Source organism: Nonomuraea typhae (assembly GCF_009760925.1).
Classification (GTDB): Bacteria; Actinomycetota; Actinomycetes; order Streptosporangiales; family Streptosporangiaceae; genus Nonomuraea; species Nonomuraea typhae.
Genome location: NZ_VRLV01000001.1, coordinates 654564 through 668803, shown reverse-complemented (window position 1 = coordinate 668803; position 14240 = coordinate 654564). Strand labels below are relative to the sequence as shown.

Here is a 14240-nt window from a genome sequence, read left to right as displayed (position 1 = left end):
CCGGACGGACACTATGGCGTCAGCACTAAAGGCGGCAAGGCGGCACGCCGTACGCGCAGGACGTCGCAAAGACTATAGATCACTGGCGAGCCCGTGGATGCGCGGCGGCGTACACCTCCCGGAGCTTGTCGACGGTCACCAGGGTGTACACCTGGGTGGTGGTCACCGAGGCGTGGCCGAGTAGCTCCTGGACCACCCTAACGTCGGCGCCCCCGTCTATGAGGTGGGTTGCGAAGGAATGCCGTAGGACGTGCGGGGATATCCGGGCGAGTCCGGCTCGTTCCGCGGCGGCCTGGAGCACCTCCCAGGCGCCCTGGCGGGTGAGGCGGCCGCCGCGGGCGTTGAGGAACACGGCCGGGGTGCCGCGCCCGTGGGCCATCAGACCGGGGCGGGCCCGGACCAGGTAGGCGTCGAGGGCTTCGCGGGCGTAGCGGCCCAGGGGCACCAGCCGCATGCGGCCGCCCTTGCCGCGCAGCCGTACCTGCTCGTCGTCGAGGTCGTCCACGGCCAGGCCGACGGCTTCCGAGATGCGCGCGCCCGTGCCGTACAGGACCTCGAGCAGCGCCCGGTTGCGCAGGGTCAGCGGCGCGCCGTCGGGGCCGGAGGCGGCGAGCAGGCGTTCGACCTCGTCCACGCCGATCGCCTTCGGCAGGCGGCGCAGCTGGCGCGGCGGGCGGACCTCGTGGGCGGGGTCGTGGCCGGTCACGCCTTCGCGCAGGGCGAAGCGGTGCAGGCCGCGCACGGCCGAGACCGCCCGCGCGGCCGAGCTGGCCACGAGGGCGGGGTGCTCGCCGTCGCCTTCGCGCAGGGCGGACAGGAACGCCAGGACGTCGGACTCGCCCACCTCGTCGAGCTCCAGGCGGCCCCGCGCCTGGAGGTGGTCGACGTACCGGCGCAGGTCACGCCGGTAGGACGCGAGCGTGTTGGCAGCCAGGCCCCGCTCCACCGCCAGATGGGCGAGGTAGCTGGAGAGCACCGCCTCCACGAAATGTCACTCCTCAGGTGCGTCGGCCGGCCGCAGGCAGGCGAACCCTTCGACAGATGCCGCGTACGCGGCGAGGATACCGGCCACGGCCGGGGAATTGTGGATCATTCCCATGAGTGCCTTCTCGACGGCGTCGGGGAGGGGCACCCATTCGACGGGCATGTCGCTCTCTTCGTGCTTGCGCTCGAAGTCGATCTCGGTACGGCGCAGCCCCCGGGCCAGGAACACCCGGATGCGCTCGTCGGTCATGCCGGGCGAGCTCATGAGATCGACGAGCGTGTGCCAGGTGTCGGCGGCGTAGCCGGCTTCCTCGGCCAGTTCGCGGGCGGCGGTGGTGACCAGCGGCTCGCCCTCGACGTCGCGGATGCCGGCGGGCAGCTCCCACAGCAGGTGCCGCACGGGGTGGCGGTACTGCCGCAGGAGCAGCACGCGGTCCTGGTCGTCGAGCGCGAGGACGGCCACCGAGCCGGGGTGGACGACGTAGTCGCGGTCGGCGACGTCGTCATCGGGCATGCGCACGGAGTCGGTGCGCACGCCGATGACCCGGCCCTGGAAGTGTTCCTTGGTGGCGAGGACGTCCCATTCCTCGGAGACGTCCCTCACTTGGCGACCTTGGCGGCGACGCGCGCGTCGGCGTAGGCCAGGGCGGCGCCGATGAGGCCCTTGAACATGGGGTTGGCCCGGGTGGGCCGGGACTTGAACTCGGGGTGGGCCTGGGTGCCGATGAAGAACGGGTGGGTCTCGACGGGCAGTTCGGTGTATTCGACGAGGCGGCCGTCGGGCGACAGGCCGGAGAAGACCATGCCGACCTTCTCGAGCTGTTCGCGGTAGGAGTTGTTGACCTCGTAGCGGTGGCGGTGGCGCTCGTCGGCCTTGGCCTTGCCGTACAGCTGCCTGGCGAGGGTGCCCTCGCCGAGTTTGGCGGTGTAGGAGCCGAGGCGCATGGTGCCGCCCATGTCGCGCTCGCCGGCGACGACGTCCTGCTGGTCGGCCATGGTGGAGATGACCGGGTGCTTGGTGTCGGGGTCGAACTCGGCGGAGTTGGCGTCGTCGACGCCGGCGAGGTGGCGGGCGGCCTCGATGACCATGCCCTGCATGCCGAGGCAGATGCCGAGCAGGGGGATCTTGTTCTCGCGGGCGTGCTTGATGGCGCCGATCTTGCCTTCGATGCCGCGCACGCCGAAGCCGCCGGGGACGAGCACGCCGTCGACGCCGTCGAGCTCGCGCCCGGCGCCCTCGTCGGTCTCGCAGTCGTCGGACTTGACCCAGCGGATGTTGACGCGGGCGTCGTTGGCGAAGCCGCCGGCGCGCAGGGCCTCGGTGACCGAGAGGTAGGCGTCGGGCAGGTCGATGTACTTGCCGACGAGCGCGATCGTCACCTCCTTGCCGGGGCGGTGAACCCGGCGCAGGAGCTGGTCCCACTCCTTCCAGTCGACGTCGCGGAACGGCAGGCCGAGGCGGCGCACGACGTAGGCGTCGAGGCCCTCGGAGTGGAGGACCTTGGGGATGTCGTAGATCGAGGCGGCGTCCACGGCGCTGACGACCGCGTCCTCGTCCACGTCGCACATGAGGCTGATCTTGCGCTTGATGGAGGTCTGGACGGGCCGGTCGGAGCGCAGGACGATCGCGTCCGGCTGGATGCCGATGCTGCGGAGCGCGGCCACGGAGTGCTGCGTCGGCTTGGTCTTCAGCTCGCCCGACGGGCCGATGTACGGCAGGAGCGAGACGTGCAGGAAGAAGACGTTGTCGCGGCCGACCTCGTGCCGGATCTGGCGCACGGACTCCAGGAACGGCAGCGACTCGATGTCGCCGACGGTGCCGCCGACCTCGGTGATGACCACGTCCACGTCGGGGCCGGCCATGCCGCGGATGCGGTCCTTGATCTCGTTGGTGATGTGGGGGATGACCTGGACGGTGTCGCCGAGGTACTCGCCGCGCCGCTCCTTGGCGATCACGTTGGAGTAGACCTGGCCGGTGGTGACGTTGGCCGAGCCGTGCAGGTCGGTGTCGAGGAAGCGCTCGTAGTGGCCGACGTCGAGGTCGGTCTCGGCGCCGTCGTCGGTCACGAAGACCTCGCCGTGCTGGAACGGGTTCATCGTGCCGGGGTCGACGTTGAGGTAGGGGTCGAGCTTCTGCATCGTGACCCGGAGCCCGCGCGCCTTGAGCAGACGGCCGAGGCTGGAAGCCGTGAGCCCCTTGCCTAGACTGGAGGCGACACCGCCGGTGACGAACAGATGCTTGGTTTGCGATGCGCTGCGCAAAGGGGCTCCCGTGGCTCGAGGTGTGGTCGAACGGTCCACGGGCTCTCAGGATATCAAAGAACGCCCCCGACATGCCCGAACGGCATGACCAAGCGGTAACTTTGGGCTCTATGTCACATGTACGGCGGGCGGCGGGCGCGCTGATTCACCGCGCTTACCTGGCTTTGCGCAGAGCCGGGGCGATCAGCCCGGACAGTCCGGCCGGTTACCGTTTCCGCTACCTGGGAGAAGGCGTCTCGATCGCGTTCCCGCCCGGAGCGATCTTCGGCGAGCGGTGGATCGAGATCGGCGACGGCACGCTCGTCGGCGAGCGGGTCTCGCTGTCGTGCGGCATGGGCCCGGGGCTGGATCTGGGCCCTGACTCGATCCTGCGGATCGGCGGCGGCTGCTCGATCGGGCGCGGCAGTCACATCGTGGCCCATCAGTCGATCGACATCGGGGATCACGTCTTCACCGGGCCGTATGTGTACATCACCGATCAGAACCATGTGTACGACGACCCGGAGGTGCCGATCGGGCGGCAGTGGCCGCGCAACGCGCCGGTGTCCATCGGCTCGGGCTCGTGGCTGGGCGCGGGGGCGATCGTCCTGCCGGGCACGCGGCTGGGCCGCCAGTGCGTGGTGGCGGGGGGTGCGGTGGTCCGGGGCGAGTTCCCCGATTACAGCGTGGTGGCGGGCGTGCCGGCCAAGCTGGTGCGCCGCTACGATCCGGCGCTCGGCTGGCACTCTCCCGACGTCAGCGCCCTGGACCTGCAGAAGCGGCAGGCGACGGCCTGAGGGCGGGCGCCGGGCCCGGGCGTTCGCGCCACCTGACGCCGTGCCGCCGGCCGTACAGGATGACGGCGAGGGCGGCGAGGACGGTGACGGCGGTGGCGACCAGGCCGGACTCGGCCAGGGGCCAGGGGCCGGCGAGCAGCGGGTCGCCGGTGGGGGCGGTCCTGGTCAGGGTGTCGTTGCCGGTCGGGCCGACGAGCAGGGGGCGGGCCCAGAGCCAGGCCGTCTGGTAGCCGATGGCGGCCCACAGCCCGCCGGTGCTCAGCCGCAGCCCGCACAGCAGGACGCCGGCGGCCACGGCCGTGAGCGCGGTGACGGCCATCGCGGCGCCGCCGGGGGCGACGGTGACCTGGACGGCGGCGAACAGCAGCCCGGACACCAGTGCGGCGGCCCAGGCGGGCAGGTGCTCGCCGTAGGCGGTGAAGATGTAGCCGCGGAAGGCCAGTTCCCCGGCGAAGGCGGCGGCGAGGGGCACGATCAGCTGCAGCGCGATCATCCATGGCCTGGACTGCGGCGCGGGCAGCACCTGGATCTGGCCCAGAGCCCACAGCAGGGCGAAGACCAGCCCGAACGTCACCGCGCCGAAGACGAGCCCGAGCGCGAGGGAGCCCAGCCGGGGCGGCGGCAGGCCGACGGCGGTCCACGGGCGGCGTTCCAGGCGGCGGAAGAGCCACGTGAGCACGAGCACGCCGGGGGCGGCGACGATCACCGGCCCGAGCGGGACGCCCATCACGCCCAGCGGCACGCGCTCGGCGAGCGCGAGGACGATCAGGAATCCCAGCAGGTACCCGAAGACCCGCAGATGGAGCGACACGACCTTCCCGGCCTGGTCCATGGAATGGTCATAACACAGCAAAGACCGCCTCGCCCCCTGGTGGCGCGGGGAGATAGGGGTCGTGGAGATCGATCTGCTGGTGCGCCTGGTCGCGGCAGGGGTGCTCGGGGCGGTCATCGGCATCGAGCGGCAGTGGCGGGCCCGGATGGCGGGCCTGCGCACGAACCTTCTCGTCGCGGTCGGGGCGGCGCTGTTCGTGCTGCTCAGCGCCTACGGGTTCGAGGGCGCCACGGCCGACCCGACGCGGGTGGCGGCGCAGATCGTCTCGGGCATCGGTTTCCTGGGCGCGGGCGTGATCCTCAGGGAGGGGTTCAACATCCGGGGGCTCAACACGGCGGCGACCCTGTGGTGCGCGGCGGCGGTGGGCTCGCTGGCGGGGGCGGGGATGTACCTCATGGCCGTCGCGGGGACGGTCTTCATCGTGATGGCGAACACGCTGATGCGGCCCCTGGGCCGGTTCCTGGATCGCAGGCGGGCGGCCCGCCGTACCCGCTACCGGTTCGAGGTGCGCTGCTGGGACGACGACCAGGCGCACGTGCGCAAGCTGGTGGTCAACGCGCTGACCCGGCCGGAGCTGCGGCTGCGCAGCCTGCAGGGGCAGGAGGCCGACCGGCGCGGGCAGGTGGTGGTGATCGCGATCGTGGACAGCCTGCGCCGCGACGAGAACCTCTTCGAGAGCGCGACCAGCCGGCTGAGCCTGGAGCCGTCGGTGACCTCGGTGTCGTGGACGGTCGAGGACGAGGATGACGACGACGAGGACGATTCCTAGACTCCTTTACCGAACAACGTTCTAGGGTTAGCGTCGCGGCATGCGCACCGACTTAACAGAGCGGCTCGGCGCCGAGTTCCCCCTGTTCGCCTTCAGCCACTGCCGTGACGTCGTGGCCGCGGTGACCAACGCGGGCGGGTTCGGCGTGCTGGGCGCCGTCGCCTACTCCCCCGGCGAGCTGGACGCCGAGCTGTCGTGGATCGACGAGCGGGTGGGCGGCCGGCCGTACGGGGTGGACGTGCTCGTCCCGGCGAACATCGAGGGCCCGCGCGTGAACGTCGCCGCGTTCGTCCCCGACCGGCAGCGCGACTTCGTCGCGCATCTGTTCACCAAGTACGGCCTGGCCGCCCCGGACGGCGGGAACCTGCGCGCGGCCGACGAGTTCGCCGGCCGGGTCACCGCCGCGGGCGCCACGGGCCTGATCGACGTGGCGCTCAAGCACCCGATCGGCCTGATCGCCAGCGCGCTCGGCCCGCCGCCGCCGGAGATGGCGGCCAGGGCACGGGCGGCCGGGGTGCCGGTGGCGGCGCTGGTGGGCACCGTGGAGCACGCGCGCAGGCAGGTGGCCGCGGGCGCGGACGTCATCGTGGCCCAGGGCACGGAGGCGGGCGGGCACACGGGCGAGATCTCCACGATGGTGCTGGTGCCGCAGGTCGTGGACGCCGTGGGCCCGATCCCGGTGCTGGCGGCGGGCGGCATCGCGGACGGCCGGCAGATGGCCGCCGCGATGGCGCTGGGCGCGCAGGGCGTGTGGTGCGGCTCGGTGTGGCTGACCACCGAGGAGGCCGAGACGGCGCCGGCGGTCAAGCGCAAGATGCTGGCCGCCTCCTCGCTGGACACCGTCCGCTCCCGCTCGCGCACCGGCAAGCCGGCCAGGCAGCTCAGGTCGGCCTGGACCGAGGAATGGGACAGCGCGCCGGAGAGCCCGGGACCGCTGGGGATGCCGCTGCAGATGCTGGTGGCCGAGGGGGCGATGGCCAGGATCGGCGCGGCGGCCGAGCGCGGCGAGCCGGGCGCGCTGGAGCTGGCCAACTACTTCGTGGGCCAGGTCGTGGGCCAGCTGAACCAGGTCCGCCCGGCCAGGGAGGTGGTGTACGCGATGGTGACGGAGTTCGCGGACGCGGTGGAGCGGCTGGCCAGAATGTCACAGTAGAGGCGTGGAGTACGTCGAGCTGGCCCGGGGCGGCGGGGTTCCGGCGCATGTCCAGATCGAGCGCTGGCTGCTGACGTCGATCGCCTCCGGGGAGATCGCGCCGGGCGACAGGCTGCCGGGCGAGCGGGCGCTGGCCTCCCGGCTGGGCGTGTCCCGGATGACGCTGCGGCAGGCGCTGGCGGCGCTGGAGAGCCGCGGCGTGCTGGTGCGCACGCCGGGGCGCGCGGGCGGGGCGTTCGTGGCCGAGCCGCGCGTGGAGTGCGACCTGACGGGGCTGGCCGGGTTCACCGAGCGAATGCGCCGGGCGCACCTGACGGCCGCGGCCCGGGTGCTGCGGGCGCGCACCGGCGCGGCCCCGCCGGAGGTGGCGGCGGCGCTGGAGCTGGCGCCGTCCGCGCCGGTGCACGAGATCGCCCGGGTGCGCTCGGCCGGGGGCGCGCCGGTCGCGCTGGAGTCGTCGTTCTTCCCCGCGCCGCTGCTGCCCGGCCTGCTGGAGGAGGATCTGGGCGGCTCGCTCTACGAGCTGCTGGAGCGTAGGTACGGCCTGGCGCCCCGGCAGTCCACCGAGCACCTGGACCCGGTCGTGGCCACCCCGGAGCAGGCGGCCGAGCTGGAGGTGGCGCCGGGCACGCCGCTGATGCGCATCGAGCGCACGGCGCGCACCGCGGCGGGCGTCCCGGTCGAGTACGCCAGGGACCTGTTCCGCCCCGACCGGGTCCGCCTCACGGTCCGCACCGGCTAGCCGACCGTCCCGGGGACGCGCTCGCCGAACAGCTCCACCTCCACCTTGGTGCCCGGCTCCGCGCTCAGGTAGGCGTAGGCCAGCGAGGCGCGCAGGGTGTAGCCGTACCCTCCGGAGGTGACCCGCCCGGCCACCTCGCCGTCCACGCGCACCGGCTCGTTGCCGAGCACGACGGCCCTGGGGTCGTCCAGCGTGATGAGCCGCAGCCGCCGCTCCGGCGCGGGATTCAGCGCGTCCCGGCCGAGGAAGTCCTTGTCCATCTTCACGCAGAAGCCCAGCCCGGCCTCGAACGGCGTGCTCTCCGGCCCGATGTCGGCGGCCCAGACCCGGTAGCCCTTCTCCAGCCGCATGCTGTCGATGGCCTTGTAGCCGCCGGCGACCAGCCCGTACGGCTCGCCCGCGGCCCACAGCGTCTCCCAGAGCGCCCTGCCGTACTCGCTGGGGCAGTACAACTCCCAGCCGAACTCCCCCACGAACGTCACCCGCAACGCCAGCACGGGCACGTCGCCCACGGTCAGCTCGCGGGCGGACATGAACGGCGCGTCCAGCGGGCCCGGGGAGACCGCCGCCAGGATCTCGCGCGCCCGGGGACCCCACAGCGCGAAGCAGGCGTACTGCCCGGTCACGTCGGCGAGGTGCGCCCGCGAGCCGCGCAGCCGCGCCTGCTTGCGCAGCCAGCCGAGGTCGTGGGAGCCGAAGGCGGTGCCGGTGACGACGAGGAAGTCGTCCTCGCCGCGCCGGGTGACGGTGAAGTCGCACTCGATGCCGCCGCGCCGGTTGAGCGCCTGGGTGTAGGTGACCTGGCCGGCCTCGCGGGCGACCCGGTTGGCGCAGACCCACTCCAGCAGCTCGGCGGCATCGGGGCCGGTCACCTCGATCTTGCTGAAGGACGTCTCGTCGAACAGGCCCGCGGCGGCCCGGGTGGCGCGGTGCTCGGCGCCGATCGCGGGGTGCCAGCCGCGTGCCGCCCAGCCGCGCGGGCGTTCGTCCTCGTCGTACGGCCCGGCCGCGTTGGCCGCGTAGTAGTTGACCCGTTCCCAGCCGGACTTCTCCCCGAAGACGGCGCCGTGGGCGGCGTGCCAGGCGTAGGCGGGCGAGGTGCGCAGGGGGCGTCCGGCCTGGCGTTCGTGGCCCGGGTAGCGGATGTCGTAGTAGGTCTCGTAGTTCTCCACGACGCGTTTGCGGGTGTAGGACGGCGAGCGGTACTGGCGGCCGAAGCGGCGGATGTCCATGTGCCACAGGTCCATGGACGGCTCGCCCTCGACGATCCATTCGGCCATGACCATGCCGATGCCGCCGGCGCCGGCGATGCCGTGGGCGCAGAAGCCGGCGGCCACGTAGAAGCCGCCGACCTCGGTCTCGCCGAGGCAGAATTCGTTGTCGGGGGTGAACGCCTCCGGCCCGTTGATCATCTTGCGGATGCCTAGGTCGGTCAGGGCGGGGACGCGGATCGCCGCATTGTCCGAAATTTCGGTGAATCGGTCCCAGTCCTCCGGGAGCAGGCGGCCGTTGAAGTCCGGCGGGACCGGGTCCGCCCAGGGGGCCGAGGTGCGCTCGTAGCCGCCCATCACCAGGCCCTGGACCTCCTGCCGGTAGTAGACCAGCAGGTCGGGGTCGCGCAGCGTGGGCAGGCCGGTGTGCTCGTGGAAGCCCTCGGTGACCACGTACTGGTGGGACATCGGGATGATCGGGATGCGCACCCCGGCCATGCGGCCGATCTCCGGGGCGAACATGCCACCGCAGTTCACCACGATCTCGCAGTCGATGTCGCCCTGGTCGGTGCGGACCCGCCGGACCCGGCCGCGTTCGACGTCGATGCCCAGGACCCGGGTGTGGGTGCGGATCCGGGCGCCGCCCTGCCTGGCCAGCCCGGCCAGCGCGTAGCAGAGCTGGGACGGGTCGATCTGGCCGTCGGTGGGCAGGTAGGCGGCGCCGACCACGCTCTCGGGGTTCATCAGCGGGAACAGCCGGGCCGCCTCGGCCACCGAGATCTCCTCCAGCGGCAGGCCGTACGTGCGGGCCCAGCCGATCTGGCGGCGGATCTCCTCCATGCGCTCGGGGGTGGAGGCGAGCTTGATGCCGCCGCATTCGGTCCAGACGTCGAGCTTGCGGTAGAGCTCGACGGAGTACTGGTTCATCCTGGTCAGCGTGGGGTCGGCGCGGAGCTGGCCGACCAGCCCCGCCGAGTGGAAGGTCGAGCCGCTGGTCAGCTCGTCGCGCTCCAGGACGAGGACGTCGCGTTCACCGAGTTCGGTCAGGTGGTAGGCGACGCTGGCGCCGCCGACGCCACCGCCGATGATCACGATCCGGGCCGAGTCGCTCATGGTCGCGACGCTAACCGCCCTTCCCTAAAAGGTCTAGACCGTTTACAACGGTGTCGCGGTGTAGCATCGCCGGTCAAGATTGACGAGGAGCGCCCATGGATGAGGTTCTCGATCGGATTCCCTTGCTGGCCGGGCTGCCGCGGACCGTGGAGGAGCTGCCCGGCGGGCTCACCAATCGCAACTACAAGGTGAGTGTGCCGGGCGCGGCGTACGTGGTCCGGGTGCCGGCCAGCGAAGGCGGGCTGCTGGGCATCGACCGGGACGCCGAGCACGCCAACTCGATCGCGGCCGAGCGGGCGGGGGTGGGGGCTCCGGTGCACGCCTACGTGCGGGAGCTCGGCGTGCTGGTGGTGGGCTACATTCCCGGGCGCACGTTCACCGAGGCAGACGTGCGGGACTCGGCCAACCTGCCGCGGGTGGCCGACGCCTGCCGGCGATTGCACGCGGGGCCGCGGTTCGTGCGGGATTTCGACATGTTCGAGATTCAGCGGGGGTATTTGGAGATCGTATTGTCCCGAAATTTCCGCCTACCGGCGAAATATCGGGACTTTGAGCCGCAGGTGGCGCTCATGCGGGAAGCGTTGAAGGTCCGGGATGAGGGAACCGTCCCGTGCAACAACGACCTCCTGCCCGGCAACTTCATCGACGACGGCGAGCGCCTCTGGCTCATCGACTACGAGTATTCCGGCAACAACGACGCCTGCTTTGAGCTGGGCAACATCTGGAGCGAGGCCGACCTGCCGCTGGAGCAGCTCGAGGAGCTGGTCACCGCCTACTACGGCCGCCGCCTGCGCAACCGCATCGCCCGCGCCCGCCTGCTGGGCCTGATGGCCAAGTACGGCTGGACCCTCTGGGCCTCCATCCAGGACGGCGCCGGCTCGGCCGTCGACTACGACTTCTGGTCCTGGGGCATGGAGAAGTACGAGCGCGCCGCGGCCGAGTTCACCAGCACCGCCCTGCCCGGCCTGCTCGACGAGGCCACGCGCGCCGACTGAGTTAGGTTGGGATCATGTTCGCCACGCTCACCGGCATCGGGCTGTCCACGGCGGCCGGGCTCAACGCCTACATCCCCCTGCTGGTCGTCGGCGTGCTCGCCAACCTCACCGACAAGGTGAAGCTGCCCGACGGCTACGCGTGGCTGTCGAACTGGGGCGTGCTGGCGGTGATCGCCGTACTGCTGCTGGCCGAGGTGGTGCTGGACAAGATCCCGGCGGTGGACAGCGTCAACGACATCATCCAGACGGCCGTGCGGCCCGCCTCGGGCGGCGTGGTGTTCAGCGCCACCTCGGCCGCCGCCGAGCTCGACCAGTCCACCTGGATGACCGAGAACCCGTGGCTGTCCTGGCTGCTCGGGATCGTCGTGGCGCTGGCCGTACACGCCCTGAAGTCCACGGCCCGCCCGGTGGTGAACGTCGGGACGGCCGGAGTGGGCGCGCCCGTGGTGAGCACGATGGAGGACGCCGGCTCGCTCGGCGTCAGCCTGGTGGCGATCTTCCTGCCGCTGCTGGTGATCCTCGTGCTGATCGCGGGGGCGCTGCTGGCGTGGTGGGTGGTCAGGAAGGTACGGCGGCGCCGCCGCGCGCCCTCATAGCCAGCCCAGCACCAGCTCGGTGAACTCCTCCGGGCGTTCCTCGTGCAGACGGTGACTGGCGCCCTCCCAGACCACGACCGCCGAGTCCGGGTGTTTGAGCAGGCCGGACTCCCACGCCGCCGGCGCCGGATCGTGCCACAGCGCCAGCACCGGGCAACGCCGGCGGGCCAGGTAGGCGTCGGAGGCCGGGCGCACCCCGATCGAGTCGGGCAGCACGAACATCGCCTCGAACGCCTGGGCCAGCACGTGCGGCGGCATGCCGGACAGCCTGCGCCGGTGCCAGCGGCGGATGACGGCGGGCGTGCGCCGGTTGGTGCACCAGCGGTCGAGCTCGACGGCCGCCTCGTGCGCACGTTCCGAGCGCAGCGCGGTGACCGTCTCCTGGAACATCCCGGCCAGCTCCGGGGCCATGCCGTACCCCGGGTCGACGGCGACCAGCCGCTCGACCAGCCCGGGACGCTCGACGGCGAGGATGGAGACGACCTGCCCGCCCATCGAGTGCCCGACGGCGGCGACCCGATCGACGCCGAGCTCGTCCAGCAGCGCGGCGAGGTCGGCGGCCATCCGCCGGGGCGTGTTGCCCTCCGGCGGGACCGAGGAGTAGCCGTGGCCGCGCAGGTCGGCGGCGATCACCCGGCGCCGGCGGGCCAGCGCGTCGAGGTGCCAGGACCACTGGTGGGAGTCGGCGCCCCAGCCGTGCACGAGCAGCAGCGGCGGCCCGTCGCCCGCGCCGTCGTCGGTGTAGAAGAGGCGGACGTCCCCGCCCACGTGCGCGTACGGCATGCGTTCCCGCTTCCTCTGTCCCGGCGCCCCGACCGCACTGAATCACACGCCCGCCTTCACAATCAAGAGCTTGCTTGGTCACCGGATGGAACTCACCGGCCCGTCCGCGACGTTCTTCAGAGCGACGATCACGCGGCGGAAGGCGGCTTGACCGAGTCCATGCCTGCCGATGTGGCGGACTATGCTCAGTGCTCGGGAGGTGCCTCCAATCGAAACGATCTTCACGATCCTGCTGATCGTCTTCCTGCTGTTCCTGGCGATCGGCGGGGTGGCGATCTACTTCATGGTCAAGCTGGGCAAGAAGGCGGCCAAGTCCGCCAAGAAGGCGACGACCCGGCTCACGGCCCACGTCAACGCGATGGGCAGCGGCGAGGCGGCCGAGGTCGAACGCCTCCGCCTCGACCTGCGCCGCGAGGTCTCCCTGACCCGCCAGGCACTCGACCAGGCCGCCGCCTCCGGCTGGGGACTCGGCGACCTCCCCCACCTGACGGCCGAGCTCGCCCAGCAGGCCGAGGTCCACGACCAGCAGCTCGGCCTCTACGCCCAGCAGCGGCGCATCTCCTCGGTCGTCGACCACGTCACGGCCGACCGCCTGCGCGAACACCAGGCCAAGCTGACCGCCATGTGCGCCCGCATCCGCGCCGACGTCATGCGCGCCCAGGTTCAGCACGCCTCGGGCGGCATCGACGACCTGTCCTCCCGCACCGACCTGGAGATCGAGGCCCGCCGCCCGGCCCCCTTCGCCGACCCGCTGGACGAGATCGACGAGCTCTACCGCAAAACCATGCAGAACCGCCAGGACCCCGCCTGACCTCCTGATCGGACCCACCCAGGCGGCCCCCGCGGAGGCCGCCTTCGTTTTTGGGCGTTGACGAAACTTCCTTACATGCTATTGATAGATCGAGTCGGAAAGTTTCACCGCAGCGCTGCACCGCCTCCCCACACACCCCCCAAGGAGGACGCGCATGGTGCGCAGCACGCCCACTGACCCCATCGACTTACTCGGCCCGGTCCAAGGCGAAGTCTCGTGGTTCTGCTGCGGGGCGGCCTGGGGCCCGTGCAGTTCCGCCGGACGTGGAGCCTGCGGCACCTGCAACTCGGGCAGCCTTCAGCACGCCTGGCCCAACACCTCCGACGCCTGCTGGGACATCACCCGCCCCGACCGCTGCGGCGACGCGCTGTCGCGGCGGACCTGCGGGTTCCGTCACAGGACCACCTCCCTGTGCGGCGGCGCCAGCGTCGTCACCACCATCGCCGACTGCGGCCCGCAGACCGACCTGTTCTGCGGCGAGCGCAGCTGCTGCGGCGCCACCTGCGCCAGCAACCGCCTGATCGACCTCACCCCGGCCGCCTACAGCAGGATCGCGAGCCTGTCCACGGGCCTGCGCCCGTGCGAGATCTCAACGGGCTGAGGGAGGCGACGAGATGACCACACGCAGGCAGATGCTCAGGTCCGCGCTCCTGGGCGGCGGCGCCACCGTCGTGGCCGCCACCGCGATGGGCTCGCTCGGCCCCGAGGCCGCCTTCGCGGCCGGACCGGCCCAGCCGGAACCCGGCGTGCCCGACCTGGACTTCGCCGAAGGCCGCATCCGGACCGTCAAGGGCAACACCCTGGTCGTCCTGGGCTCGAACCTGGTCTTCCACCAGATCAGGGTCGTCGACGGAACCAGCCTGTGGAAGCTCGGCCCCGTCGGGTTCGACGCGGCCAGGCCCGGCGACGGGCTCTACGCCCGCGGCGTGCGCATGCCCGACGGCATGCTCGCGGCCGAATCGGTCTGGCTGAACATCGTCAACATCAAGGGCCACGTCCGCAACATCACCAGTGAGAAGATCCACCTCGACCACAACGGCAAGGACGTGCTCTGCCACGTCGTGTCCGGCACGTCGGTGGCGGTGCACTCCGACGCGCCGCCCACGGCCGACCTGTCGCTCCTGCGCGTCGGGCAGCACGTGCAGATCCTGGGCGCCTGGCGGCCGGACACCAACGAAGTCGACATCGCCACCGTCTTCTCCCCGCACTAGGA

General features: G+C 71.7%; 15 protein-coding genes. 9 read left to right on the top strand and 6 right to left on the bottom strand.

From position 1 onward, the window contains the following. Positions 1–79: 79 nt before the first annotated feature. Genes FVE25_RS03085 through pyrG form a run of 3 tightly spaced genes read right to left on the bottom strand, consistent with a single transcriptional unit; the run spans position 80 to position 3246 of the window. A complete protein-coding gene (locus FVE25_RS03085) occupies positions 80–985 on the bottom strand; it encodes a site-specific tyrosine recombinase XerD (protein WP_157244820.1) in 906 nt (301 codons plus the stop codon). A gap of 6 nt (positions 986–991) precedes the next feature. Next, positions 992–1588 carry an NUDIX domain-containing protein gene (locus FVE25_RS03080; protein ID WP_181019427.1) on the bottom strand — a complete coding sequence of 199 codons (597 nt, stop codon included), beginning with the start codon at positions 1586–1588 and terminating at the stop codon, positions 992–994. Beyond that, positions 1585–3246, bottom strand: coding sequence for a CTP synthase (gene pyrG / locus FVE25_RS03075; protein ID WP_157244819.1), 1662 nt, complete (start codon positions 3244–3246; stop codon positions 1585–1587). Before pyrG ends, FVE25_RS03080 begins: the two co-directional genes overlap by 4 nt. 110 nt (positions 3247–3356) lie before the next feature. Here pyrG and FVE25_RS03070 point away from each other — a divergent pair, with 110 nt between their 5' ends. Next, the gene (locus tag FVE25_RS03070) at positions 3357–4022 is read left to right on the top strand and encodes an acyltransferase (RefSeq protein ID WP_157244818.1); all 666 of its coding nucleotides are present in this window, start codon (positions 3357–3359) and stop codon (positions 4020–4022) included. On the opposite strand, the gene FVE25_RS56160 is transcribed toward FVE25_RS03070, so the two are convergent. Continuing rightward, positions 3982–4854, bottom strand: coding sequence for a CPBP family intramembrane glutamic endopeptidase (locus tag FVE25_RS56160; protein WP_157244817.1), 873 nt, complete (start codon positions 4852–4854; stop codon positions 3982–3984). The two genes, FVE25_RS03070 and FVE25_RS56160, sit on opposite strands and share 41 nt — an antisense overlap. Before the next feature lie 61 nt (positions 4855–4915). Here FVE25_RS56160 and FVE25_RS03060 point away from each other — a divergent pair, with 61 nt between their 5' ends. From FVE25_RS03060 to FVE25_RS03050, 3 genes are read left to right on the top strand one after another with little or no spacing between them, the layout of a single operon-like run. Further along, a complete protein-coding gene (locus FVE25_RS03060) occupies positions 4916–5623 on the top strand; it encodes an MgtC/SapB family protein (protein ID WP_157244816.1) in 708 nt (235 codons plus the stop codon). 40 nt (positions 5624–5663) lie between these two features. Beyond that, positions 5664–6776 carry an NAD(P)H-dependent flavin oxidoreductase gene (locus FVE25_RS03055; protein ID WP_157244815.1) on the top strand — a complete coding sequence of 371 codons (1113 nt, stop codon included), beginning with the start codon at positions 5664–5666 and terminating at the stop codon, positions 6774–6776. 4 nt (positions 6777–6780) lie between these two features. Continuing rightward, the gene (locus tag FVE25_RS03050; protein ID WP_157244814.1) at positions 6781–7518 is read left to right on the top strand and encodes a GntR family transcriptional regulator; all 738 of its coding nucleotides are present in this window, start codon (positions 6781–6783) and stop codon (positions 7516–7518) included. Here the strand turns inward: FVE25_RS03050 and FVE25_RS03045 are convergent. Next, positions 7515–9842 (bottom strand): GcvT family protein, encoded by a 2328-nt coding sequence (locus tag FVE25_RS03045; RefSeq protein WP_157244813.1) that lies wholly within the window; start codon positions 9840–9842, stop codon positions 7515–7517. The genes FVE25_RS03050 and FVE25_RS03045 overlap by 4 nt on opposite strands. A gap of 95 nt (positions 9843–9937) precedes the next feature. Here FVE25_RS03045 and FVE25_RS03040 point away from each other — a divergent pair, with 95 nt between their 5' ends. Both FVE25_RS03040 and FVE25_RS03035 read left to right on the top strand, forming a co-directional pair. Then, entirely contained in the window at positions 9938–10837 is a 900-nt protein-coding gene (locus FVE25_RS03040) for a choline kinase family protein (protein WP_157244812.1), read from the top strand. 14 nt (positions 10838–10851) lie between these two features. After that, positions 10852–11433: a DUF4126 domain-containing protein gene (locus FVE25_RS03035; RefSeq protein ID WP_157244811.1), complete on the top strand. Its 582-nt coding sequence runs from the start codon at positions 10852–10854 to the stop codon at positions 11431–11433. On the opposite strand, the gene FVE25_RS03030 is transcribed toward FVE25_RS03035, so the two are convergent. Further along, positions 11428–12216, bottom strand: coding sequence for an alpha/beta fold hydrolase (locus FVE25_RS03030; RefSeq protein ID WP_157244810.1), 789 nt, complete (start codon positions 12214–12216; stop codon positions 11428–11430). The two genes, FVE25_RS03035 and FVE25_RS03030, sit on opposite strands and share 6 nt — an antisense overlap. Before the next feature lie 199 nt (positions 12217–12415). Here FVE25_RS03030 and FVE25_RS03025 point away from each other — a divergent pair, with 199 nt between their 5' ends. The 3 genes from FVE25_RS03025 to FVE25_RS03015 all read left to right on the top strand — a co-directional run bounded on the left by FVE25_RS03025 (position 12416) and on the right by FVE25_RS03015 (position 14238). After that, positions 12416–13027 carry a hypothetical protein gene (locus tag FVE25_RS03025; protein WP_157244809.1) on the top strand — a complete coding sequence of 204 codons (612 nt, stop codon included), beginning with the start codon at positions 12416–12418 and terminating at the stop codon, positions 13025–13027. Between the two features lie 154 nt (positions 13028–13181). Then, positions 13182–13628, top strand: coding sequence for an RlpA-like double-psi beta-barrel domain-containing protein (locus FVE25_RS03020; protein WP_157244808.1), 447 nt, complete (start codon positions 13182–13184; stop codon positions 13626–13628). A 13-nt stretch (positions 13629–13641) separates the two neighbouring features. After that, positions 13642–14238 (top strand): cell wall protein, encoded by a 597-nt coding sequence (locus FVE25_RS03015; RefSeq protein ID WP_157244807.1) that lies wholly within the window; start codon positions 13642–13644, stop codon positions 14236–14238. Positions 14239–14240: the final 2 nt, after the last annotated feature.

Bases quoted from the DNA above. Each gene is read 5' to 3' on its own strand.
- FVE25_RS03070 (WP_157244818.1), top strand. From the start codon at position 3,357: ATGTCACATGTACGGCGGGCGGCGGGCGCGCTGATTCACCGCGCTTAC.
- FVE25_RS56160 (WP_157244817.1), bottom strand. From the start codon at position 4,854: ATGGACCAGGCCGGGAAGGTCGTGTCGCTCCATCTGCGGGTCTTCGGG.
- FVE25_RS03055 (WP_157244815.1), top strand. From the start codon at position 5,664: ATGCGCACCGACTTAACAGAGCGGCTCGGCGCCGAGTTCCCCCTGTTC.
- FVE25_RS03045 (WP_157244813.1), bottom strand. From the start codon at position 9,842: ATGAGCGACTCGGCCCGGATCGTGATCATCGGCGGTGGCGTCGGCGGC.
- FVE25_RS03040 (WP_157244812.1), top strand. From the start codon at position 9,938: ATGGATGAGGTTCTCGATCGGATTCCCTTGCTGGCCGGGCTGCCGCGG.
- FVE25_RS03035 (WP_157244811.1), top strand. From the start codon at position 10,852: ATGTTCGCCACGCTCACCGGCATCGGGCTGTCCACGGCGGCCGGGCTC.
- FVE25_RS03030 (WP_157244810.1), bottom strand. From the start codon at position 12,216: ATGCCGTACGCGCACGTGGGCGGGGACGTCCGCCTCTTCTACACCGAC.
- FVE25_RS03020 (WP_157244808.1), top strand. From the start codon at position 13,182: ATGGTGCGCAGCACGCCCACTGACCCCATCGACTTACTCGGCCCGGTC.
- FVE25_RS03015 (WP_157244807.1), top strand. From the start codon at position 13,642: ATGACCACACGCAGGCAGATGCTCAGGTCCGCGCTCCTGGGCGGCGGC.